The organism is Pseudomonas sp. KBS0710 (genome assembly GCF_005938045.2).
In the GTDB taxonomy this organism is placed as follows: domain Bacteria; phylum Pseudomonadota; class Gammaproteobacteria; order Pseudomonadales; family Pseudomonadaceae; genus Aquipseudomonas.
Window position 1 is genome coordinate 2,928,993 of sequence record NZ_VCCF02000001.1, and the last position, 24,028, is coordinate 2,953,020.

General features: G+C 60.5%; 20 protein-coding genes. 4 read left to right on the top strand and 16 right to left on the bottom strand.

Going from position 1 to position 24,028, the window contains the following annotated elements:
- Positions 1-35: 35 nt before the first annotated feature.
- From FFI16_RS13250 to FFI16_RS13280, 7 genes are all read right to left on the bottom strand, one after another.
- Positions 36-2,561 (bottom strand): acyl-CoA dehydrogenase, encoded by a 2,526-nt coding sequence (locus tag FFI16_RS13250; protein WP_138815929.1) that lies wholly within the window; start codon positions 2,559-2,561, stop codon positions 36-38.
- Positions 2,562-2,802: 241 nt separating this feature from the next.
- Positions 2,803-4,248, bottom strand: a complete 1,446-nt coding sequence (locus tag FFI16_RS13255; protein ID WP_138815928.1) for an outer membrane protein transport protein — start codon at positions 4,246-4,248, stop codon at positions 2,803-2,805.
- A gap of 100 nt (positions 4,249-4,348) precedes the next feature.
- On the bottom strand, positions 4,349-4,852 hold the full coding sequence (gene praB, locus FFI16_RS13260; RefSeq protein WP_138815927.1) for an alkane oxidation protein activator PraB: 504 nt from the start codon (positions 4,850-4,852) through the stop codon (positions 4,349-4,351).
- Positions 4,853-4,976: 124 nt separating this feature from the next.
- Entirely contained in the window at positions 4,977-5,462 is a 486-nt protein-coding gene (praB, locus tag FFI16_RS13265) for an alkane oxidation protein activator PraB (protein ID WP_138815926.1), read from the bottom strand.
- Positions 5,463-5,596: 134 nt separating this feature from the next.
- Positions 5,597-6,091, bottom strand: coding sequence for an alkane oxidation protein activator PraA (praA, locus tag FFI16_RS13270; protein ID WP_138815925.1), 495 nt, complete (start codon positions 6,089-6,091; stop codon positions 5,597-5,599).
- A 134-nt stretch (positions 6,092-6,225) separates the two neighbouring features.
- A complete protein-coding gene (locus tag FFI16_RS13275) occupies positions 6,226-7,506 on the bottom strand; it encodes an alkane 1-monooxygenase (RefSeq protein ID WP_138815924.1) in 1,281 nt (426 codons plus the stop codon).
- Between the two features lie 258 nt (positions 7,507-7,764).
- A complete protein-coding gene (locus FFI16_RS13280) occupies positions 7,765-8,763 on the bottom strand; it encodes an alpha/beta fold hydrolase (protein ID WP_138815923.1) in 999 nt (332 codons plus the stop codon).
- 276 nt (positions 8,764-9,039) lie between these two features.
- Between FFI16_RS13280 and FFI16_RS13285 the strand changes: the two genes are divergently transcribed.
- From FFI16_RS13285 to FFI16_RS13295, 3 genes are read left to right on the top strand one after another with little or no spacing between them, the layout of a single operon-like run.
- Positions 9,040-10,575 carry an NAD(P)/FAD-dependent oxidoreductase gene (locus tag FFI16_RS13285; RefSeq protein WP_138815922.1) on the top strand — a complete coding sequence of 512 codons (1,536 nt, stop codon included), beginning with the start codon at positions 9,040-9,042 and terminating at the stop codon, positions 10,573-10,575.
- Positions 10,572-11,462 (top strand): SDR family oxidoreductase, encoded by an 891-nt coding sequence (locus FFI16_RS13290; protein WP_138815921.1) that lies wholly within the window; start codon positions 10,572-10,574, stop codon positions 11,460-11,462. Before FFI16_RS13285 ends, FFI16_RS13290 begins: the two co-directional genes overlap by 4 nt.
- A gap of 15 nt (positions 11,463-11,477) precedes the next feature.
- Positions 11,478-12,326 (top strand): metal-dependent hydrolase, encoded by an 849-nt coding sequence (locus FFI16_RS13295; protein WP_138815920.1) that lies wholly within the window; start codon positions 11,478-11,480, stop codon positions 12,324-12,326.
- Here FFI16_RS13295 and FFI16_RS13300 read toward each other — a convergent pair.
- A complete protein-coding gene (locus FFI16_RS13300) occupies positions 12,323-14,395 on the bottom strand; it encodes an EAL domain-containing protein (RefSeq protein WP_138815919.1) in 2,073 nt (690 codons plus the stop codon). The genes FFI16_RS13295 and FFI16_RS13300 overlap by 4 nt on opposite strands.
- Positions 14,396-14,679: 284 nt before the next feature.
- Here FFI16_RS13300 and FFI16_RS13305 point away from each other — a divergent pair, with 284 nt between their 5' ends.
- A complete protein-coding gene (locus tag FFI16_RS13305; RefSeq protein ID WP_138815918.1) occupies positions 14,680-15,009 on the top strand; it encodes a DUF6388 family protein in 330 nt (109 codons plus the stop codon).
- Between the two features lie 32 nt (positions 15,010-15,041).
- On the opposite strand, the gene FFI16_RS13310 is transcribed toward FFI16_RS13305, so the two are convergent.
- From FFI16_RS13310 to FFI16_RS30680, 8 genes are read right to left on the bottom strand one after another with little or no spacing between them, the layout of a single operon-like run.
- Entirely contained in the window at positions 15,042-15,884 is an 843-nt protein-coding gene (locus FFI16_RS13310; RefSeq protein ID WP_138815917.1) for a serine/threonine-protein kinase, read from the bottom strand.
- Positions 15,881-16,612, bottom strand: a complete 732-nt coding sequence (locus FFI16_RS13315; protein ID WP_138815916.1) for a PP2C family serine/threonine-protein phosphatase — start codon at positions 16,610-16,612, stop codon at positions 15,881-15,883. Before FFI16_RS13315 ends, FFI16_RS13310 begins: the two co-directional genes overlap by 4 nt.
- Entirely contained in the window at positions 16,609-19,986 is a 3,378-nt protein-coding gene (gene tssM / locus FFI16_RS13320; protein ID WP_138815915.1) for a type VI secretion system membrane subunit TssM, read from the bottom strand. Before tssM ends, FFI16_RS13315 begins: the two co-directional genes overlap by 4 nt.
- 15 nt (positions 19,987-20,001) lie before the next feature.
- A complete protein-coding gene (gene icmH / locus FFI16_RS13325) occupies positions 20,002-20,868 on the bottom strand; it encodes a type IVB secretion system protein IcmH/DotU (protein WP_178112675.1) in 867 nt (288 codons plus the stop codon).
- Positions 20,869-20,873: 5 nt separating this feature from the next.
- Positions 20,874-22,202 carry a type VI secretion system baseplate subunit TssK gene (gene tssK / locus FFI16_RS13330; RefSeq protein WP_138815914.1) on the bottom strand — a complete coding sequence of 443 codons (1,329 nt, stop codon included), beginning with the start codon at positions 22,200-22,202 and terminating at the stop codon, positions 20,874-20,876.
- 1 nt (position 22,203) lies between these two features.
- Positions 22,204-22,686 (bottom strand): type VI secretion system lipoprotein TssJ, encoded by a 483-nt coding sequence (tssJ, locus tag FFI16_RS13335; protein ID WP_138815913.1) that lies wholly within the window; start codon positions 22,684-22,686, stop codon positions 22,204-22,206.
- Positions 22,683-23,876: a type VI secretion system-associated FHA domain protein TagH gene (gene tagH / locus FFI16_RS13340; protein ID WP_138815912.1), complete on the bottom strand. Its 1,194-nt coding sequence runs from the start codon at positions 23,874-23,876 to the stop codon at positions 22,683-22,685. The genes tssJ and tagH overlap by 4 nt, the downstream gene beginning before the upstream one ends.
- Positions 23,877-23,891: 15 nt before the next feature.
- Positions 23,892-24,023, bottom strand: coding sequence for a type VI secretion protein (locus FFI16_RS30680; RefSeq protein ID WP_138815911.1), 132 nt, complete (start codon positions 24,021-24,023; stop codon positions 23,892-23,894).
- Between the last annotated feature and the right edge of the window lie 5 nt (positions 24,024-24,028).

Here is a 24,028-nt window from a genome sequence, read left to right on the forward strand (position 1 = left end):
CTATCGCAGGCAAGCCAGCTCCCACACTGACCGTGTTAACTAACTGAGGCGTTTTCGCTTTGGCTGCTGCGGCGTTTGGTCGTCGGCTCCAAGGCTTGCTTGCGTTGCTGCAAAGCCTCCAGCAAGCCGAAATCCTGCGGGAAATCGTCGACCTGAATGCCATGGTCGGCATATTCCACATAACGCCCGAGCAAGCTGTCTTCCTCATCGCTGATCAGGTCCAGCGCCCGCGCCTTGACCCGCCAGCCGGTAAAGGCCGTGGCGGAAATCGGCATCGGTTCGATCAGGCCTTGCTTGATCGCGGGCTTGAGCCGCGCCTCGATCAACTCCACTTGCGGCAACAGCCGGAAGCCCAGCTCGCCGTAGGCCAGCTTGTCGATTTCCGGGCGAGGAATGTAGGAATTGGCCAGCAAGCGGTCGCGGGTTTCGCCGGGGGTTTGCACCACGTCGGCCACTTGCGCCAGCAAACGGTCCGAGGGTTTGTGCTGGGGAATACCGAACGGGAAACTCAAGGCACGCACCACGGCTGCCGCCGGTTTCGATGGGTAGTTGTCGAGCACTTCGGCCAGGGCTTCATGGGCGCGCAGCAACGCGTCCTGGGCCGACCAGTGCACCAGCGGCAAGTCGGCCTGTGGCCGCCCGTCGTCCTCAAAGCGCTTGAGCACGCAGGACAGGATGTACAGCTGCGACAGAATATCGCCCAGGCGCCCGGTGATACTTTCCTTGCGCTTGAGCGCACCACCGAGCACGCCCATGGACACATCCGAGATCAACGCCAGCACCACCGACAGCCGATTGGCCTGGCGGTAGTAGGACGCCAGCGCCGGGTCGGTCTTGGCCGGTGCGGCAAGCAAGCGCCCGCCGGTCAGCGAATGCACCGCAGCGCGCACGGTATTGGCCAGCACAAAACTCAGGTGGCCGAACATCGCGCTGTCGAAGGCTTCCAGGGCTTTGCGTCGATCCGGGTTGTGCGCCGCTTCCATCTCGCGGAACACATACGGATGGCAGCGAATCAGCCCCTGGCCAAAGATGATCAGGCAGCGGGTCATGATGTTTGCGCCCTCTACGGTGATCGCAATCGGGCTTTGCTGGTAGGCGCGGGCCAGGAAGTTATTGGGCCCCATGCAGATGCCCTTGCCGGCCACGATGTCCATGCCGTCGTTGACGATCATCCGCGCGCGCTCGGTGACGTGGTACTTGGCAATCGCCGAAATCACCGAGGGCTTTTCACCCGCATCCAAAGACGCCACCGAGACCTTGCGCACCGCATCGCAGGCATACAAATGCCCGGCCATGCGCGCCAAGGGCGCCTGCACACCTTCGAACTTGCCGATGGGCAGGCCGAACTGTTTGCGCATCGCCGCATAGGCCGTGGTGCCGCGTACCGCCACCTTGCCCAGGCCGACGTTGGCCGACGGCAGCGAAATGGCGCGCCCGGCCGCCAGGCACTCCATCAGCATGCGCCAGCCATTGCCGACCTGTTCACGGCCGCCAATCACCCATTCCAGCGGAATAAACACATCCTTGCCGGTGGTCGGCCCGTTCTGGAACACCGCGTTCAGCGGCCAATGCCGGCGACCACTGTTCACGCCCGGATGGGAGGTGGGGATCAACGCACAGGTAATCCCCAGCGAGCCGGCCTTGCCAAGCAATCCGTCCGGGTCTTCGGCGCGAAACGCCAGGCCGAGCACCGTGGCAATCGGGCCAAGGGTGATATAGCGCTTGTCCCAGGTCACTTTGAAACCCAGCACTTCCTCGCCTTCGTGCACGCCTTTGCAGACAATGCCCAGGTCCGGAATCGCCCCGGCATCCGAGCCGGCATACGGGCTGGTCAGGGCAAAGCACGGGATGTCTTCGCCGCGTGCCAGGCGTGGCAAATAGTAATTACGCTGGGCATCGGTGCCGTAATGCAGCAGCAGTTCCGCCGGGCCGAGGGAGTTGGGCACCATCACCGAAATCGCCGCCGCCGAGCAGCGCGTCGACAGCTTCATCACCACCTGCGAATGCGCATAGTGAGAGAAGCCTTTGCCGCCGTACTGCTTGGGAATGATCATGCCCAGAAACCCGGCGTCCTTGGTGTACTGCCAGCCTTCGGGGGACATGTCCTGCCAGACCTGGGTGGTTTCCCAGTCGTTGGCGATGTCGCAGAGGGTTTCCACTTCGTTGTCGAGGAACGCCTGTTCTTCAGCGCTCAGGCTGGCCGGCGCGGCTTGCAGCAGACGCTGCCAGTTGGGCTTGCCGCTGAACAGCTCGGCGTCCCACCACACAGTGCCGGACTCGATGGCGGCGCGCTCGGTGTCGGACATTGCCGGCATGATCGTGCGAAACAGGCCCAGCGCCTTGCTGGTCAGCAGCGTGCGGCGCAGCGGCTTGATCGTCATCAGCACGGCGGGCAGTACCACCAGGATGGCTGCGACGCTGGCGCCAAAGCCTGCGACCCCATTGAACAGATAACCAAGCGCCAGCCAGACCAGGCCGACGCCCAGCCACAGGGCAGCAGCGGCTTGTCGATAGGCCAGGGCAATCGCGGCTGCGACACCCATCAATAACCAGATAACCATGGGGATACCTCTACTCAATTCAGGGTATGGCGTGCGCGTCGCTCGTTCGGGATGAACGAGGGCGTAAAACCACACTACAAACTTGAAGGGATAAATTCAAATTTTGTTTTGAAATTTTTATTTAATGCTTTGACCAAAAAAAAGCGGCCGAACGCTTCAGCCAAAAACCCAGGGATGAAACGCTGCAGGTCGAGCGCATCAAGATGCGCTTGACGCCCTCGCCTGCAGCGGCGCTACTGGATCAGAATTTATACGTGGCCGACACACTCACCACGTCGCCGGAAGACTCGGCCGTACCGTTCAGTTGGCCTTCGCCAAGGCGATCGACGTTTTTGGTCTTGAGGTTGACCTTCTGCACGAACTGGTGGGAATACGCGGCATCAACGGACAGACCCGGCACAGCCCTGATGTCATAACCGGCACCAAAGGCGAGGAAGTAACGATCACCGTCGGGAATCCGTGGGTCACGCGTGGAGTTACGTGTAGGCGTCTGGTCATAGGCGACACCCGCGCGCAATGTCAGCTCATCCGTGGCTTTGTAGTCACCACCGATAGAGGTCATCCACGAGTTTTTATAGTTGTACGGAATCGCAACAATCGTGGTGCCCTGAGACTTGAGTGTCAGGTCCTGGAAGGACGACCATTCGGTCCAGGTTGCGCTCATGCCCAAGGTCCAACGGTCGTTGAATTGGTGCACCCAATCAATCGACGCAGTGGCGGGAATATCCAGCTGAGTACTTGCGTGGGCACCGTCCGGGAATAGTTTCAAGCCTGGGTAGGCCAATTCCACCAGCGTTTCGCCATTCGGCCCTTGTGGAGCAGTCATGGCATTCCTGCCGATCGCATCCGTTTTAATGTTGTACTTGCCGGTCATCTTGTTCTTGATTTTGGCGTGATAGTTCAAGCCGAGGGTATCTTTGTCGGTGGGTTTCCAGACCACGCCACCGAACCAGCCAACCGAAATGTTATCCACCTTGACCCGGATCAGCGACTCGCCAACGCCGGATGGGAATGCCGCCCCGCCAAGCCCTGGAGACACAGCGGCAGCGGCTAACAAGTCCACGTTCTGGCTGACGAAGCCCTGGCTGCGCTGGACAATTGCACCACCACCGATGGAGAACTGATCGTTGACCTTGAACGACAGCGAGCCTGTCAGGCCAACCGTTTCGATTTTGGTATCGACGGCAAAATCACGAAACTTGGAGTTCTCATTCCAAGTCGTGCGCATGCCCTGTGGCACCACCTGACTCAAGCCGAACGCAAACCGGTCGCCCATGGGAATAACCAGGAACCCGGTCGGCAGCCACGCGGTAAAACCACCTTGGCCACCGTCGTTGTTGTTCAACACCGGGTCGCCCATGGTGCCTTGATCATCGAGCACGGGCGTATTAGTCACAGGGTTGCCGGCATAGTCATACGCCTGGCCGCTGTATTTGATTTTAACGCGTGCGTAGTCAACCGTTTGTTGCGCAATGGTGGAGTCGATAAACGCCATCGCCGCCGGGTTGTTGTACGCGGCACTCGGATCGTTCTTGAACAGCGAACCACCACCAAATGCTCGGCCCCAGCCCGGAGCGCCATAGGTTGGCGTAGAGAAACCGCCCGCCTGTACGGTGCCCGTGGTCATCAAGCCGCCCAGCAGGGCCAGGCCCAATAACGTGTGAGCGTGTTGTTTCTTATTATTCATGCGGCACTCCTTATTATTATTTACGCCCGGCCCCTGCCGGTGGGTCGTGTGCTACAGGGCGTGGTTCAAGAACGCGCCTGTTCTGATACGGGTAATGCATTCAGGGATTGGTAGTAATCGAACCGGTCAGCGTGGCGTTCAACGACACCAGCGTGCAGTTGCCAGCCATGGCTTGATTGACGCTGCTCAACACATGCGATGCGTTGTCCCAGGAGGCCACAACATTGGTGGGACCGCAGTGGGTAGTGTCAGTCCCCCACAGGTTGCGCATGGTGAACCCCACATTGTTGATGACACCTTGGCTGGTGCTGCTCAGGTTCACGGTCCACGGTAAGTCGACAGGTTTAAATAAGGCGCAGAGCGCATTGCCGGCCGGGATGACGCTGTTGATAGTGGCAACGCCATTGGCGTCAATTGTTCCCGAGAGACTCAAACCGCACGTCATGGCCCCTTGGAAGGTGGCCGGTGATTTCAATACAACACTGGCATTGGTACTGCTGAACGGACCCGGCGGGCTGAAACCTGCCGCGCACACTGCCGATGAAACCACGCCCAGGGCGACTATCATTGAACCCAGGAGGGCTGTTTTTCTAAGGCTTTGCATTGTCATGTTCCCCAGACAATAAACACCGAATCCAACCGGCTCCGCCGGTGGTTTTCCCGCAGCCGGTACCTCGCGGGAGGTACCGGCCTTTCTACGGGTGATCAGCCCTTACGGAGTGACGCGCTTACGGGTTAACCGACAGCGTCGGAGCCACGACACTCAGGGAAACCACGGTGCAGTTGCCGCTCAGCGATTGGTTGGCAGCCGACAGGGTCTTGGTGCCTGGAGTCCATGCCACAGCGATAGGGGTAGGACCGCAGTTGGTGGCCGGGATCGAGGTGATCTTGTAGCCGACATTGGTCACGGTACCGGTGGTGCCCGTTGCAGCAGTGAGCACCCAAGGCAGGTTGGTCAGGGTAGGCAAACTGCACAGGCCGCCACCGGTCAAGGTGGCACCATTGATAGAAGCCACGCCACCGCTAACGTTGCCGGTAAAGGTGATGCCGCAGGTCACCGCAGCACCGAAGGACGAAGGCGACTTCACCACGATGGTGCCGGGGTTAGTCGAGAACGGGCCATCGGGGGTGATGGAAGCCGCACTGGCCATCGAAGCCGCGCCAAAGCACAGAGCAAAAGAAGTTGCACAAACGAGGGTTTTCAAGCTTTTCATTGTTTTTCCTCACATGTTATGGCGAGTCATTTCGCCAGGGGTAATGGCCATGATCGAGAGGTCACGGTGAAACTGCAGAACTTCCCTTTCCAGCCAAATTTCAATGCACTTACCGCTACAGTTTTAGAATTCGTTTATTCGACCACTTTGAAGGTGGGCGGCATCTTGATCGACACCGTCTTGATCTTGCAGTCTTCGCCAATCGGTACATTGGCGGCTTCCAACTTGCCGGTGGCGTTATCCCAGGTACCGTTGGCAATGGACGGGCCGCACTTGCCGCCTAAACCGAAGGCATGCACATCCACGCTGATGTTCGACATCGAGCCGCTTTTAGTGTCTTTGGCAGTTAACACCCAGGGTAAGTTGATGGCCTCGACACGGCTGCATTTAAGGCCGCCGTCGAATTCAACTTTGTCGACATTCACCGACGTGCCATCGGCCGCGACCTTGCCGGCCACCTTGATGGTGCAGTCGGCGCTGATCAGCGCGCCCTTGGAAAAGCTGATCGGGCCTTGGGCCGTAAAGGCGCTGCCGGCCGGCTCGATACGCGCAGCCTGGGCGTGTTGGTAAACCATCAGGCCCAATGCGGCCAGGATGACATGGGCAGTAAAGGTGGCAGGGCTTTGCATGGTGTACGTCCTTCCCTTGAAATTATTGTTGTAGGGTCAAACCACTAACTTGCAATAAAACCGATGAATCCTGGGCGAAGAAGGCCTGCGTGGTACACAGACCCCGAGTTCCACCACACACGCGTTAGTTCAGATTAAAACGGCGTCGCGCTGTTGCTGTACTTCTCCAGATACTTCAACCGCTGTGAGGGTTGAAGATTGGTCAGGGTGATATCCCCGGCATAGTGGTTCAATACACGGTGGTCCATGCGCCGTCGCCATAAGTACGGCACATAGGCCCAGACAATCATGCTGGCGTAACCGTAAGGCAGTTGCGGCGATTCATCAAAGTGGCGCAACGACTGGTAACTGCGGGTCGGGTTGGCATGGTGATCGGAGTGGCGCTGAAGTTGGAACAAAAAGATATTGGTGACAATCCGATTACTGTTCCACGAATGCCGAGGCGAACAACGCTCATAACGACCGTTGGGCAACTTCTGGCGTTTAAGCCCGTAGTGCTCGACATAATTGACCACTTCCAGCAACGAGAACCCGTAGATGCCCTGGATGATCAGGAACGGAATTACCGCCGCGCCCAACCAGGCAATCATCGCGCCCCACAACACCAGGCTGTACATCCAGGCGCTGAGCACCGCGTTCTTCCAGTGCAAGGCAGGCAGGCCAAGTTTGCGCAGGCGTTCGCGCTCCAGGTTCCAGGCCGACATGGCGCTGAACCACACCGAACGCGGCAGGAACGCCCAGAAACTCTCACCCAGGCGCGAGCTGGCCGGATCTTCCGGAGTAGCGACGCGTACATGGTGGCCACGGTTGTGTTCGGTGTAAAAGTGCCCGTAGAAGGTCGGCGCCAGGGTGACCTTGGCCAGGAACACTTCCAGCGGCCTGGGTTTGTGCCCCAGCTCGTGGGCGGTGTTGATGGCAATGCCGGTGGCGGCGCCGGTGGACATGGCCATGCCCAGGTAAGTGAACCAGCTGACCGCGCCGTGCAACTCAGTGCGCGCAGTAATGAAGGCGGCGGCCTTGGCCAGCCAGCTCGACGGGTCCAGATGGGCAGTGGCGTTGAGCAGACCGCCGCTGATGATCCAGTCGATGCCGCCAGCGGCGAGCCAGCCGGTGATCACCACCGATGAGATGACGAACAACACACCGGTGTAGACGATCCAGCGGTAGTAGCTTTGCGATTCGAGGTGGTTGACGGCGGATTCAGGTGGGTTGCTGACGTCTTCACCGAGCAGGCCGTCGATCAGCGGGATAAGGCCGAAGATCACCAGCACACCGACCCACCACAGTTGCTGTACGCCGGTGGTAATCGCCAGGGCGCCGGACAGCAATGGGGTTGCCAGCGGCATGATGCCGAGCCACCACAGGTGACGCTTGCCATCGGTCCAGACGGTTGGGCTTGCCATAGTCTGGTTCATGGCAGCCTCCGAACGAGGCAGAGTGGGTATGCGATAAAAGGCGTTTTTTTCATTATTTTATTCGCTCTTAGGCATTTCAAAAATTGTTTCAAATTACACATTGAAATAATTTTTTAAAATTAATAGCGCGGAATCGTTAGGTCGTCAACTAGTTTCTCGAAGGCTTTTTAGCGTGACCGGGCAGTCTCTTTTTTTGCCGTTTGGTCAGGTGTCTAAAGCAAGCCTTGACGCCCTTGAACCGCGAGTCGGGTAACGCAATTATTTGCTCACCAACGCCAACGGCGGATGCTGCAACGCAACGCTTTCGGCAGGCTTAATGCGCTTGGCAATCTGCTCCACCACCGCCACCACGCGCTCTGTGGCGGTGATCGGCAGCATATGGCCCCTGCCCTCCACCACTTGCAGCTTCAGCCCCGGCACCTTGCTGGCCAGGGCCTGGCCGTGCTTCTGGAAGTCCAGCACCTTGTCGCGCGCGCCATAAATCAAGCCGATCGGCAGGGTCAGTTGCGGATAGCGCTTGACCATATCCGGCAAGTGATCGTTGACCGTGTTGATCTCGGTGGAGGCGGCGTAGAAGTTGTCCGGGCGCATCCCCAGCAAGCCGCCGCCACGGGTGGCGAAGTCCGGCGGCGCGGCATCCGGGGCGAACACGCCCTTGACCACCGAACCTTTGGTCAACAGCCCCACGGGCATGGTCAGGGTGTGCGCCATCCAGCGCCGGAGCCAGGCCGGGCGCACGGCCAGTGACAGGAACACCAGCGGCAACAGGCGCTGCGGGTGGGTCAGTGGCGCGACCAGAATCAACCCCGACACCGCATGCGGATGATCAAGCGCCAGTGCCAGAGCAATCGCACCGCCAAGGGAATGGCCCAGCACCAGCGGCTTATCCAGGTCGAGGGTTTTGATAAACGCGGCGATTTGCCGGGCCTGGGCCGGCAGGTCTGCCGCCGTGTGTGCGCCACGGCTGGAATAGCCGGAGCCCGGGCGGTCCAGGGTGATCACCCGAAAGCGTTCACGTAATTGCCCGGACAACGCATAGGTGAGGTTGCGACTGCTGCCCATCAGCCCGTGAACCATCACCAGCGGCGGGCCTTTACCTTCGTCTACATAATGAAAGCGCTCGCCATCGACCTCGACGAAACGCCCGTTGATCGGAACGGTGGCTTCTATGCGCCGTGTCATCCAGGCACTCAAGCCCCACAACAACGCACTGGCGCCCACCACCACACCCGCAGCGACAACCCATTCAACCGCCATAGCTCGGTCCTCTGCTTCCCTGCTGCTGCTCCCTGACCGGTATTGGTCAAGGCCTCAGCCACCGTCCACACCCTGGACCTGGACTTGCTGCACAGCGTGCGCGTCTGTCGGACAAGCCACACATTGCGAACAAGGTCCTAGCGTAGGCGATATTTTCAGGTAGATTATTTAAAATCTTTTTTAAAATAAATAATTCATTTTTTCTTTGCAATGGTGTTCTATCTAAAAGACAAAACAAAAAACAGGAGCACATCTGATGCCCATGCAGGACAGCCTATGAATGCCCACAGTGATTCAATCGACATCGCCATCATCGGCTCAGGCTTTGCCGGCCTGTGCATGGCAATCAAACTCAAGGAAGCCGGGCTTACCGACTTCTTTATCGCCGAGCAGGCCGATACCCTCGGCGGCACCTGGCGTGACAACCATTACCCGGGCTGCGCCTGCGACGTGCAGTCCCATGTGTACTCGTTTTCGTTTGCGCCCAACCCCAACTGGACGCGGCAATTCGCGCCGCAGGCGGAGATTCGCGCTTACCTTGAGCAGTGCGCGCAGCGGTTCGGGCTGGCGCCCTATTTGCGCTTCGGCATGGGCCTGCAACGTGCGGTGTTTGATGAGCAGCAGCAACGCTGGCAACTGAGCTTCAGCGATGGCCGCCAGGTCAGCGCGCGGGTGCTGGTGTCGGGCATGGGCGGGCTGTCGCGTCCGGCGTTGCCGGATATTCCAGGGCTGGACAGCTTCAAGGGCAAACGCTTCCACTCCCAGCACTGGGATCACGACTATTCGTTGAAAGGCAAGCGCGTGGCGGTGATCGGCACCGGCGCCAGTGCCATCCAGTTCGTGCCGCAGATTGCCCCGCAGGTGGCGCACCTTGATCTGTTCCAGCGCACGCCACCGTGGATCATGCCCAAGCCCGATCGCGAGATTTCAAGGCTCGAGCGCTGGGCCTTCACACACCTGCCCTTTACCCAGCGCCTGGTGCGCGGCGCCTTTTACTGGGCGCTGGAAGGCCGTGTGGTGGGCTTTGCCCTGCACCCACGGTTGATGAAGATGGTGCAGAAGATCGCCCTGCGCCACTTGCGCAAACAGGTGGCGCGCCCTTCCCTGCGCAAAACCCTGACGCCCGACTACACCATCGGTTGCAAGCGCGTGCTGATCTCCAATGACTATTACCCGGCGCTGTCACGCAGCAATGTCGAGGTGGTCACCGACACGGTGCTGCGCATCGAAGCCGACGGCGTGATTACGGCTGATGGCATCAAGCACCCAGCCGATTGCCTGATTTTCGGCACCGGTTTCCAGGCCACCGACCCGTTGCCCCGCGACTGCATCATCGGCCGCGACGGTGTCGACCTGATGGACGCCTGGCGCGACGGCGCGCACGCCTATAAAGGCACGACGGTGCCGGGGTATCCCAACCTGTTCCTGATTGTCGGGCCTAACACGGGCCTGGGGCATAACTCGATGATTCTGATGATCGAGGCCCAGGTCACCTACATTCTGGACGCGCTCAAGCACATGCAGCGCCAGCACATTGCCACGGTCGAGGTCAAACCCGCCGTCGAGCAGGCCTACAACCAGCAACTGCAGGACAAGCTCAAGCGCACCATCTGGAACACCGGTGGCTGCCAGAGCTGGTACCTGGACCCGCGCACCGGCAAGAACACCACGCTGTGGCCCGGCTCGACCTGGCGTTTCAAACAGGTCACCCGCCACTTTGCGCTCAAGGACTACCTCGCCAACCCGTTGCCTGCCTCTGCGCCGCGTACGGTTGTGGCCCCGCAACCCACCGCAGAAGGCAGCCTGTCATGAAGTCATTCAATGGCCGCGTGGCGGCAATCACCGGCGCAGCCTCCGGTATGGGCCGCGCCTTGGCACTCGCATTGGCGCGCGAAGGCTGCCACCTGGCGCTTTCGGACAAAAACAGCCAAGGCCTGGAACACACATTGGCGCTGATCAAGACGTCAACATTGTCGCCGGTCATGGTCACCACCCACGTTGTCGATGTGGCCGACCGCCAGGCCATGGAGGATTGGGCTGCACGCTGCGTGGCCGAGCATGGCCAGGTCAACCTGATCTTCAACAATGCCGGCGTGGCTTTATCGAGTACCGTCGAGGGCGTGGACTATGCCGACCTTGAGTGGATCGTCGGCATCAACTTCTGGGGTGTGGTGCATGGCACCAAGGCGTTTCTGCCGCATCTTAAAGCCAGCAGCGACGGGCATGTGGTCAACACCTCCAGCGTGTTCGGCCTGTTTGCCCAGCCGGGCATGAGCGGCTACAACGCGACCAAGTTTGCCGTGCGCGGCTTTACCGAATCCCTGCGCCAGGAACTCGACCTGCAAGGCTGCGGCGTGTCCGCCACCTGCGTACACCCCGGCGGCATTCGCACCGATATCTGCCGCAGCAGCCGTATCGACGCAAACATGACCGGCTTTCTGATCCACAGCGAGCAACAGGCCCGCGCCGACTTCGAAAAACTCTTCATCACCGACGCCGACCAGGCCGCCAAGGTGATTCTGCAAGGCGTGCGCAAGAACAAGCGCCGCGTGCTGATCGGTCGCGATGCGTATTTTCTCGACCTGCTCGCCCGTTGCCTGCCGGCGGCCTATCAAGCCCTTGTGGTGTTCGCCAGCAAGCGCATGGCGCCCAAGCCACGCACGCCGGTGTTCGAAACCAACGACGAAACCCGTCTCTGAACAGGAGCACGCACTATGCTGCCGATCCGTCGCGACATCCGTTTTGCCTTGCCTGCCGAGCGCATCAAGGACTGGCACGAACAAGGCCCCTTCATCACGCACTTCTTCAATGCGCTGTCGCTGCTGTTTCCCCAGGGCGAGCTGTTTTTCATGGACAGCGTGCGCCACTACCGCCAACGCATCGACGACCCGGCGTTGAAGAAAGAAATCCAGGGGTTTATCGGCCAGGAGGCCATGCACAGCCGCGAACACGTGGCCTACAACGATCACTTGCAAGCGGCCGGCCTGCCGGCGCACACCCTCGACAAGCGCCTGAAGTTCTTCCTCGACCTGCAAAAGAAACACCTGCCGCCGTCGTTCAACCTGGCGGTGACCATCGCCCTGGAACACTACACCGCGATGCTCGCGGAAATCCTGCTCAGCGACCCGTCGCGTTTTGGCGAGTCACTCAAGGGTTACCAGCAGATGTGGTATTGGCACGCCCTCGAAGAAACCGAGCACAAGGCCGTGGCCTTTGATGTATGGAACACGGTGATCAAGCCTGGGCCGATGCGCTATCTACTGCGTACCGGCACCATGTTGACCACCACGCTGTTGTTCTGGCTGGTGGTGTTTGATTTCCACGTGCGCCTGCTGTTGGCCGACCGCAAAGCCGGTGGGCACCTGAAGGGATTCTGGCGCATGCTCAAGTTTCTGTACGGGCCCAAGGGCGTGTTCCCACGCATGGCGCGGCCGTGGCTGCACTACTTCAAACCGGGCTTTCACCCTTGGGACCATGACAACCGCGCACGCCTGGCGGGTATCGACGATCTGGTCGAAGAGATCGAACAGACCCAGCGCGAATACGCCTCCGCCCACGCTTAAACCTGAGCCGCCGCACGCCTGCGGACAAAGCCCGGCAGCAGTTCGCCGGGCAGTGCTTTACTGAAATACCAGCCCTGGATAAACAGCTCGGTGCCGGTGTTCAAAAAGGCCAACTGCTCGGCGGTCTCCACGCCCTCGACCACCACACCCAGGTTCAGCGCCTCACAAAAACGCAGCATGCCGGTCAGCACCTGGGCGCCTTTGGGGTCGCGCTGGGCCACCACGAAACTGCGGTCGATCTTGATAAAGTCCACCGGAAATTGATGCAGATAACTCAAGGCCGAAAACCCGGTGCCGAAGTCATCGATATACACCTTGGCGCCGATCGCCTGGAGCCTCTGGATGGTCTGGCGGGTGGCCTGCACATCACCGACCAACGCGTCTTCGGTGATTTCCACCGAGACCTGCCCACGGGCCTGCGCGAGAATCTCCACCAGCCGCTCGCCATAGCCGGCCTGGGTGAGCGTGGCGCTGGAAATATTGATGGTCATGGGCAAGGCAAAGCCGATCTTTTGCCACTTCTGATACTGGCGCACCGCCTGGGACGCCACCCACACATCCACGTCCGGCATCAACCGCGCCTGGGCCAGCCATTGCAGGAACTCCCAGGGCGAATGCACCGTGCCCTGGCTGTCCCGCGCGCGCATCAGCGCCTCACAGCCGGTGCACAGGCCGGTACGGGTCGAGACTTGCGGCTGGAATTCCAGGTAGAACTCGTAATCGCTGATCTGCTGGATACGGCTCAGTTCGACAGCCTGCCGGGCGGCAGCCTTGTGGGACGCCAACACCGGGTCCAACTCCAGCAGGCGGCCTTTCTCTTCGAGGCCTCGAAAGGTCATGTCCAACGACTTGAGGTACACCGTGCCGCCCTCACTGGACTGGCGATGAATCGCGCGCACATACGGCGCATATACCAGCGTGCCCAGCCCCAACAGCAGCACTTGCAGCACCACCGCCGCCACGTCGCCGTGGGTGCTGAGGTAGGCATTGAGCAGCACGGGCGCGGTAAATGGCACGCTGGCCACCGCCGGCGACACCCAGCCCAACTGCACCACCGTCAAGGCCAGCAGCGTGTTGAGCGCCGGCACCAATAGAAACGGGATAAACAGGCGTGGGTTAAGGATGATCGGCAAGCCGAACAACAGCACTTCGCTGACATTGAACAACGACAGCGGCAGACTGGCCATCGCCAGCAAACGCATGGATTGGCTTTTGGAAAACAACAGGATCGCCAGCAGCAAACACAGCGCCCCGCCCGAGCCACCGATAAACGCGAAAGAGCCGAGCAAGCCACTGTTGAGCAGGTACTTGACCGGTTCACCCGCCGCGAGTGCGGCGCCATTGAGCACCACGGCCTGGTCCAGTACATCGAACAGCGGCTGCATGGCGTACACACCGTGAATGCCGAAAAACCACAGCAATGAGTTCATCAGGGTGACAAACAACCCGCTGCCATAGGGTGATTGCAGCGCATCCAGTACCTGCGGCCCCTGCAGCTGCGCCACATAGGGAATCTGCACCAGCAATGACAACACCAACACCAGCAACAACGCGGTAATGGCGCCCGGCACCACCATATTGATAGTGCCGCGCAGGTTGTGGCCCACCAGGTCTTCGTTAACCAGGCGCGTCCAGCGAAAACGGTGCAGCCAGGCGATCGCCGGCACATTCAACAACGGAGAAGCGATGGCGATAAACAACACAAACGTCGCCGATGCTCGCGGGTAATCACGCAACACAAACGTGGCGACCACCACGTGGGCCAGGCACAAAAAGGCCACTGGCAATTGTGGCAGCCGGTGCTGGATGGCAAGCATGTAGCCAATGGAGGCCGCTACCAGCAGCGGGATCACCGAGCTGATCTGGTTGTGCAGGCCCGACAGAAAGGCCACTACCTGCGGATCAAAGCCCAGCACCTTGGCGCATTCGGACAGAATCAGGAAACCGGCTGACACCAGCAGGCACGGCAGAATCCACAGCAAGCCCTCGCGGATAGCACGCAATGACTCGGTGCTGGCCAAGGCCGCCAGGCGTTGGGTGAGGAAAAGTTTGAACAGCGTTTGCGCCATGCCCCGTCCCTCTGCCCGTATCGCTCTCTGCCCATGCTTGGCAGTGCCCAAAAATCCCATGTAACGCTACACGGCCACCTACCGGTTGCGAAAGGCTTTTGCCGCACTACGATTAATTATTCAGAATTACTTTCAGTTTGCGCAGTGTGTCGGGGGCGTCGGGTATGCCCTCAAACCGTTTTTTTTGATGCCTGGGCCAGCCTGCGCGGCGATTACCCGCTAGCTGATTGCAAAGCCTGAAGCGTGGCCCCATGTATTCACTTCATCCAATCAGGAGTTAGCCCTTGTCAGAACCCGGTGATAACCACCAGCGCGCCCTGGACCGTTTCTTGAATGAACACCCGGAGGTGGCTACGCAACTGGACACCCTCAACCCTCTGGCCGCCCAAGCCAAAGGCGAAACCCTGGCGCAGTATCGCGCCGAGCGCTTGCATGAAGCTTTCGAGGCCGAGGCTGAGCGCCAGCATCTGTTTGCCTGGGAGCTGACGCTCAAGTTGACCGCCGAGTCGGCCGAAGCTTTTGAGTCTCAGCGCCTGGAAGTGCACAAGGAAGTCGCGCAGATGGCGGGTTTGGGCTGGGAGGAGTACTGCCGGCTGCATGACTTGGCCGGGTAGCCAGCACAGCGTAGGCCAAATCGCACCCATAGCTACCTGAACCAGCGCCATCGACACCGCGCCATAACCTCGCCCAACGCCTCCACGCTGATCGTTCGACGCTCAGGATCCATCGCCAACGCCAGGCGCAACGCCGGCCAGCACCCGGCCGGCAACCGCCGGGGACGCTGCAGTCGGTCAGTGGCGCCACGCTCACCCAAGCGCCTGCCATCGGCCAACTCATAGATCACACACGCCACCGCATACAGGTCAGCACTCGCCGTCAGCGCACCACCCGCCAACAACTCCGGCGCCGCATAAGCCGGTGTCCAGGCATTGAATCGGTCACGACACACACTCGCCAGTCCCGTCATCGCATCCGCCGTCGCCTGCCCGAGACCAAAATCGAACAAACGAATGCCCTGTTCACCCACCATGATATTCACCGGTTTTACATCACCATGCAGCACACCTTGACGATGCACATACGCCACGGCATCCAGCAACTGCACGGCCAGGGGCTGCAACTCACGCCACGGCAAACCATCGGGACACTCCAGCAGCAGCCGGTCCAGGGTCATACCGTGCATCAACTCCATGCTGAAAAACGCGATCTGGCTGCTGATATCCACCTCGAACGTAAACATGCGTACCACGCGCTCATGCTGCAGGCTGCGGGTCAGGGCAAACTCGCTGTAGAGCAACACATGGGCATCGGGCGCCAGCCGCAGATTCTCACCGAGCAGCTTGATTGCCACACTGGAACACGGCTCGCCAAACTGTTCGTGCAACAGGTCGCGCGCCCGGTAGACCACGCCCATGCCGCCCGAACCCAGTACGCGCTCAAGGTGATAACGCCCTGCCAGCAAGGTGGGCATGCCAGGTGCCGTGGTCATGCGCGCACCACCACAGCAGTCAGGTCATCCCGCGCCGGCCCGCGCAACGCCGTCGTGAACAGCCGCGCCACTACCTGTTGCGGCGTACCGCTGTCCATGGCGCTGCCCAGCTCGGCGTGCGTCATCGCCTGGTATACGCCGTCACTGCACAGCACAAACACATCGCCTGGGTGCGCGCCCAACTCCAGCACCTCGAGTCTTAGCGGGTGCCGGGCGCCGACGGCGCGGGTCAATGCCCTGGCGTCGGGATGCGCCTGGGCCTGCGCCAGGCTCAAGCGCTGCTCATCCATCAATTGGCGCAGCAGTGAGTGATCGCGCGAGAGCTGATACAACCGCCCACCTCGCCACAGGTAACAGCGGCTGTCGCCCGCCCATATACACGCTGCGCGACGGTCCTGCAGCAGCAGAACCACCACGGTACTGCCCATCCTGTCGTCGCGGCCTACGGCCGGCGGTGAAGCTTGATCACCCCAACGCTGATTGAGCCGTTGCAGGCATCGCTGCACCGCATCGACACGCTGATCGAACGTACCCTGGGCCGGCAACGCGGCCAGGCTGTCGACCACCGATTGGCTGGCCCTGTGCCCGGCTCGGTGGCCGCCCATACCATCGGCAACCGCCCAGCAACCTTGCTGGGGGCAGTCGAGGAACGCATCTTCATTGCGCTGCCTGGCCTTGCCACGTTGGGTGCGTGCCGCGCTGTCCGCGGGTGCTTGCAGCCCGTTCATAGTTGCTCCGGCAAACGGAACGTGCGCCATGTGTCCATCTGAAACGGGCTGGGTGTGCGCTGGCTGACCAACAGGTAATTGGCGCGCAAACCGGCGAGGTCGGACTTGAGTATCTGCGCATCGCGCCCGCTGGCAGGCTCGCTGTGCAGCAACTCAAAGAAGCGAAACAACGACCAGGCCCCGCTGTTCTTCTCGATGCCCAACGGTCGCTCTGCGCCGCGCTCCAATACCAGGCTGCTACGACCATTTTCCACCTCACTGGGCCACTGGAACGCCACAGGCACAATCGGCCCATGACGGTACTCCAACTGCTGACCGCCGAAGCTCAACACCGCGCGGCTGACCGCTTGGTCCAGGCTATAGGGTGCCAAGGTAAATCGAACCGCCAGCTCGCCCTGGTCGCCAGCGAAAAAACCACGGCGGATGGTCTGCGCTTTGCCGAGTTGTTCCAGCATCGCGCGCGACATCGGCAAGCTCTGGCCTTCCAGCCCGCGCAAGCGATAACGCCCGCCGTCGGCGCTGATAAACGGGCGCAGGTAACTGTCATGGAACTTTGCCAACACGCCCTGGGGTTTGAAAAACTCCTCGAAGTCGCCCACGGCCACGTCGCTGCTGGCATGGGCATTGAACGGGTAACGCTGGCGGATAGCCCTGGCGTACAGGCTGTACACCTCGCTCTGATAGCGCTGGTTGACATGGGTATAGGCCTCGTCGAACAAATGCCGCCAACTGTCGTCGGCAAGGCTTTCCATCCAACCTTTGAGCGGCAGCGGCAAACGTGCAGCACTGTCGCGTAACTGGCCCAGCCCAGGCTGTTGCCCTTCCATACGCCGTTTCACCATCTGGAAAGCCGCCTGCTCCGGTGCTCCTTCGCGGTTCAGCGCCATCAGTTGCAGGTGCACAGCGTCAAGCTGGCGCAACGCCTGGGTCAGTTGTTCACCCGGGTTTTGCTGCTCATCAAGCAGTTGGTGCAAGGGCTCAAAACGACGTTGCAACGCGCGTCTTGCGGCGCCATCGCCTGTGGGCCTGGGCAAAACACCTGCACGTACTCGGGTAGCCATTGACTGAGCGATAGCAGCCACGTCACCGGCCTCGTGGAGTACCGCTGACAGCGGCTCATCAGTGGTCAACAAACGGGTATTTTCACGCACCTGTTGTAACAACAACAGCAACGGTGATTGCGCCGAAGTGAGGCTCGCCAGTTGCTCCGCGTCCTGGCGCAGGTTTTCGGTTTCGCGTAACCGGATCTGCCCCAGGGCCTGGCTCCACGCATCGGCGTACTCACTGAAATAGCGCTGTTCCAGTTCAACTATCAACCGGCGCAATTCCATCGCACTAAGGTCAGTCGCCTGCCCCAGCACCCAATTGTCCAGGACAATCGCGTTAACCAGTCGCGGGCCTTGCTGGTCGAAATACTGCACATAGCGCTTGCTGTAAAAACCGGCAATCGGTTGATCCAGCGCCATGAACACGGTGCCATCCGTGAGGCGGCTGGGTTCCAGCGTGTGCGATTGCTCGCGCAGCACGCGATACACCACGTCTGCCAGCGACTCTCCGCGCAGCACCTGGCGCGCCTGGGCTACCAGCTCATCATTGAGTGGCACAGCAAAGGGTTGTTCAAGCAGCCGGCCAAAGTGCTCACTCAGGCGCGCCTGCGTCGCAGCCTCACCGGCAAAGCGCTCTGACCACCGAGTGGCCACCCGCTCCGCCAGCCACCCGGCATCACGTCGCTCGCGCAGATTGAGCATCAGGTAGGCGCGCAGGTTATCCAGTAACCGTTCGCGATCCCCAAGGCTCGACCGCACCTGTTCTTCGAGCAGCGAAGCGACCTGGGCGACCATTTGCTGCAGGGCGTCGTTGTAAGCACTGACTAACACTGGTCGAGTCACTTCCCCCTGAAACAGCCCGGCCCTCTCCAGCACGCCTGCCTCTGACACTGGCGGAAACACCCGAGTGGCCGCCAGGCGGTTGTCCAGCAACGTCAGTAATGCCAACGTCTGGTCCGCATCGGCAGAAGCCTGCGCATTAACTTGACCTAACTGCGCCAACTGCTCCAGGCGCTGGTGATTGCTCCAATAGCTGTGCATCCAGAGCATGCCCGCCGCACCGATGACCAGCGCTACGGCGCTCGCCCATGCCGCCTGCTGCCAACGAATGCGTCGGTGCTCCTCGGTGTGCAGCCCCGCAAGATCGGCCTCGGCGAAAACCACTTGGTTGAACAAACCTTGGGCAAAGCGTTCGTGCCGCTCCCCAGCACTCGTCAAATAGAAGCCTCGCAATCCCTGAATACGCTGATTGCGATGGGCGCAGAACGCCACCTCGATAAACAGGCATAAACGCTCACCGATGCGTGCCAGTTGTGGCGCAAAATCCAGCATCTGGCCACGGCGCTCGACACTGCGCTCCTGGTGCAGGCGCTGCACCAGTTCACCACTCAGGCGCTGCAGCAGCGCCTCGAACGCCTGGCGTACCTGCGCCATCGGCACACCCGTGTGGCTGCCAGTGATCAGCTCACCGAGTACGCCCTCTGCGGTGCTGTCCTGCGGCGTATCAAAAAACGCGCTAAAGCCTGGGATGTGGTCAACGTGGGTCAGCACCAGATACACCGGAATATCGATATGCAGCGACTGCTGGATATCTTGCAACCGGGAATGCACATGCCGTGCATGACGCTCCAGATCATGCTCATTGCTGCCCAGCAGGGTGTCCACCGACAACGTCACCACCAGGCCATTGAGTGGACGTACCCGGCGCCTGGACTTGAGCAGGCCGAGCAATGTCGACCAACCAGCAGCATCGACCTCGCGGTCAGGTTGGTCCAGGTAGCGCCCGGCACTCTCCATCAGCACGCCCTGATCGGCGAAGAACCAATCACAGTAGGCGCTGGCCCCGGGTGATGCTGATTGAAGTTGATCCGGCGGACGCTGCAAGCCATTCGCCGCCAGCAAAGCGCTCTTGCCACTGCCGCGCTGTCCGATCAACAAGTACCAGGGCAGTTCATTGCGTGAGCGCACGCTGCGCCCCAAATATTGGCGAGATGTTTTCAAGGTGTGCAGCGCGTGCTTGAAACGGCTGCGCACCTGTTTGCGCTCGTCCTCTACCAGCCCCGGATGTTGACGGTCGGCACGGCTTTCGTCGGCTGGAGACCGCACGCTGTGGCGTGCGCCCGTAATGACCATCGCCAGCCCCCAGAGCAGAAACAGCGCGCTGATAGTCACGAGCCGAGCCGTGGCACCCTGCCAGAACCGGTGGTCATCCACCGCCAGCGCAGGCCCGAAAAACCACACCAGGCAGGCGCTGGAAAGCACCAGCAACAAGCTCCATACCCAAACAATGCGCAGCAGGGTGCACACGCCCTTGAAGAATGCGTTCATTCAATGTTCCCAGCGTTACAAGGGCGTCAGAGTCAGTTCCGGCGCCGAAGGTTGAAAGGGTTGCAGCGCTTGGGCTCGCTCCTGCCCCAATACCCAGGCAGCGGCCGAATACATCGTCAGCAAAGCGATCAAGCCCAACGCCACACACCCGCTTGCAGAGAGCGTGCGCAATCGCTTGTGGCGTGCCGGCTCCGGTCGCAAGGCACATGCAGACACCGACACCGGATCGCCACGCACGTGTCTGATCTGGCGATACAAGGCATCACGGACGCCCTCAAGCTGGGTCACACCGCGCTCCATGACCCTGTACTTGCCTTCGAAACCCATCGACAGGCACAGGTACATCAGCTCCAGCATGGCCAGGTGCTTTACGGGGTCGCGAGACAGTCGCTCCAACAGCTGGAAAAACTTTTCGCCGCCAAAGGTTTCGTTGTGAAAACGACTCAGCAGACTGATCTTCGACCAGTCGCTGCGACTCCCCCACGCCGTGGTGACCACCGCCTCATCAACAACGCTGCACAGCACATAACGAGCAGCAATCACCTGAGCGCTTTCCATGCCTTCATGCTGGGCGCGGGCTTCGAAGCGTGTGAGGCTTGCGGCCAGGCGGTCATTGAGCGTCTGCAGGTTTTCCCGGCCGCTGCTGAGTTTGAGTTCAAGCACCTCGGACAGCAGTTCCCAGGCAGCTGCCACCAGCGGGTTAAGGCCCACGTTGAAACGTTGCGCGCCCTGCACAGCGGCGGCATAGACCATGCGGTCCTCCAACTGCTCAAAACGCGGTGGCGACGGGAAGTCCGTTACCGGGCGCTGTGCCGGGCCGTGGCCGTTACGGTCCAGCAACACGGTTTTTTCATCCAGCGGGTATTCACAGTCCATGTTCATGATGTTCAATTCCTGATTGCCCAGAAGGTCAGTTCCAACTCACTGAACTCGCCGCCGACATGGAACGCAAACCCACCCGACTGCTCCAGCTGCGCGATATCACGGGCACTGAGTTCGAGCATGAAATAGGTTTTGCCGGCGTGAAAAGGGATCTGGCGTGGCGCCACCGGCAGTGGTTTGACCTTGATGCCCGCCAGGTGCAGGTTGACCAGCTCACGAATGCGCTCTACGGGGCCGATTTTGAGATGGGCCGGCAAGCGATGGCGCAGTTCTTCCGAATCACATTGAGCCGCTACCGCCAGGATGAATGTCGCGCTGCCCAGCAATTTGAGATCAGCCACCGGGCAGACCATCACTCCATACTGGCGCTGTTGCAGTACCAGCTCCAGGGCATGCTGCTCAAAGACCATCGACAGCACCGTGCGCAGGCCTGCCATCAGCCCACGAAAACTGGCGCCCTGGTCGCCATGCAGGTAGCGCACCTGCTGGGTGGCGCGCTTGCTGTCACTGGCAAACGTCGCCAGTTCCCCCAGTATCGACAGCATTTCGCGGAACAACGCCTCTGAGCGCACCTGCGCCTGAGCCAGGTAATGACGCAATACCGGCTCGGCCCGATTGATCAGTTGCAGCATCAGAAAGTCCGCAACCTGCGCACTTGCCGTGGCGCCATTGCCGCCAATCCGCTCAGCAATCGCATCCCCCCGACTGGCGAGCAGGCTGATCACTTCTTTGAGACAGGACGAAACAAACCCGGAGCCCTGCACATAAATAAACGTCGGGGCAAAATCAGGTTCCATTCGCAGCCCCTCTTGCGCAGAACATTCCAGCACCTGGGCAATCTTCAGCTTCACGTAGGCCTCATCACCCGGCTGATCACCCAGCAACAGGCGCAAATCCGGGCGTGCGCAACGGATCTGGCAACGCGCATCCCGGCCTGCATTGGAGTCGGCCACTTCAACGTCACAGGCGATGTAGCGCGCCAAGACATCCGGCGCCTCCTGCGTGCGGGTTTCAACCTGATTGCCGGTCGCCATCGGCAACGCCAGGTACACCGATTGTTTGCCTGCGTTGGCCGGCACCTCCAGTACCAGTGGCGCCATGGTGGAGGTCAACTCAAAAAGACTGCCGTCCGGCAAAACGCCACTGGCTTGATTGACCACCAGCTTGCCCAGGTTCAGGTACTGCAGATCGATGTCCAGGCTCAGGAAACCCCAGGCATCACTGGCCAACAAACGGGTTCGGTTGAACTGCTGGTGGTAATAACGATCGTTGTGTTGCAAATGCTGGGGGCGCAGCAACATCCCTTCCTGCCAGATGACTTTATGAACCTGCATATCAGTTCTCCACCAGGCTGGCGAGTGGGTCGGCAGCCCGGATACCCGACTGGTCAAGCACCAGGTACGCTCGCGTAACTTGCTGTGGCATAAGCGGCAGCACCCATCGCCATTGCACATTGGGCAAATCGCGATACGCCGCAATGATGCCCACGTAACGGCTTTGCGGTTCGTTCCTGAGCTTGAGGGCCACCTGCTCGCCGGGACGCAACTCCAGCTCCTCGCTGCTCACCCAGTCTTTGGGCAGCGCCTGCTCGGCATGCTCATAAAGCGTGAAAAAATCCGCGTGTTCGAATGCAACGGGATGCTTGAGTTCAAACAGCTGCACCACCACCGGCGAGGGACGCCCATGCAGGTCGGGGTTCACTTCTTCACTGGCGGCCAGCGTCAGGTCCAGCTTGGTCAATGTGGAAAAGGGTGACAGGCTGCTGCAACCACCCAGCAGCCCCAGCACGACCAAAAGGACTATGGCGAGACGAGTCATGGGCATCCTTCCGAGTGTGTGGCAAATAAGGCTGAGGCCAGGCGTACCTGCTCCTCATAGGCCTTGGCAAAGTCGCCGCGCAACAGGCCCGTGTTCAATGCATCTTCTTCGACCAACCGCTGATAGCGGCGCTGATAGGCCCGCCAATGCGCCCCGTCGGCAAAGAACCTCCGCACCTTGGCATCGCGCTCAAAACTGGCCAGCAGATGGCCGGGGGCAAACGTCGCCAACGAGGTGCGCACCGCCGTGCGGCACGCAACGAGCAGCGCAACCTGATGCACCTGCATTTGCCGGTACACCTGCGTAATGGCCGCTTCAGCGCAGGGGTGCGCCAACTCACCCGTGCCCAGCAACGACACCAACGCAGCGTCAACGCCCAGGCTGTCTTTCAACGCGTTCGGGCGCTTGATCGAGGTGCTCGCGTCCAGATCCAGTTCGTTGCGCAGTTCGTCGTGAGTGCGCAGGTTCTGTTGCAACCCATCAATCGCGTGCCTGAGCAAACCCGCAGCCTTGATCGCCAACGCCTCGCGGCCAGCGCAATCAAGCGTCTGCACATTGACGCCCAACGCCTTGGCGAACTGCGCCCAGAACGCTTCGTCGGCCTCGGGCGTCGGCGATTCAGGCAAGACCGGCTCAACCCTCTCCCCCAGAGGAGCTACCTGTGCAGGCAAGGCCAGGTGATCGCGCTCAACACCGTCACCATACATCCAGGCGCCCGATGCCTCTTGCGCGTCATTCAAGGCGTCCAACTCGCACGACAGTGCCCCCTGCATCGACTGGCGATCCAATGCATGAACGGGGTCCAGGCCCAGGTAAGCGTCTTCGGGTATCAACCCGCCGTCGGCGGACAATGGCGGGCGATGCGATGCCGCGCGCTCAATCAGCCGCGCACGGATAGCAAACGGCCCCAGCTGGAAAACATCCCCCTCCAGAATCAACCGTGCCTGGCCCTTTTGCAGCGACCTGCCACTGCCCACCTCGCGGATACCGTTACTGCTGATATCCGTCAGGAAATAGCGTGCGTCACGGTAACCGATCAACCCGTGGTGACTGGAAAGCAAGCGACTGGGGTCAGGGATAATCCAGTCGCAACCGGCTCCACGACCGACCACGCCGCCCATGCCATCGAACACCTTGCGCGCTGGCGGCTCACCGCCCGCGCCATCGCACACCTCAAGCACTAATTGCATGAAAGGGCTCCCTTTTCATTGGCCGCGACGGGTCGCTTGGGGATCACCCAAAGGACGATAGTCAGCATCATCAAACACGTAATTGGCGCTGCAGCCGCTCAGCAAACACAACACAAGCACCACAGCTCGCCATGGACGATCAGGCATCGGGG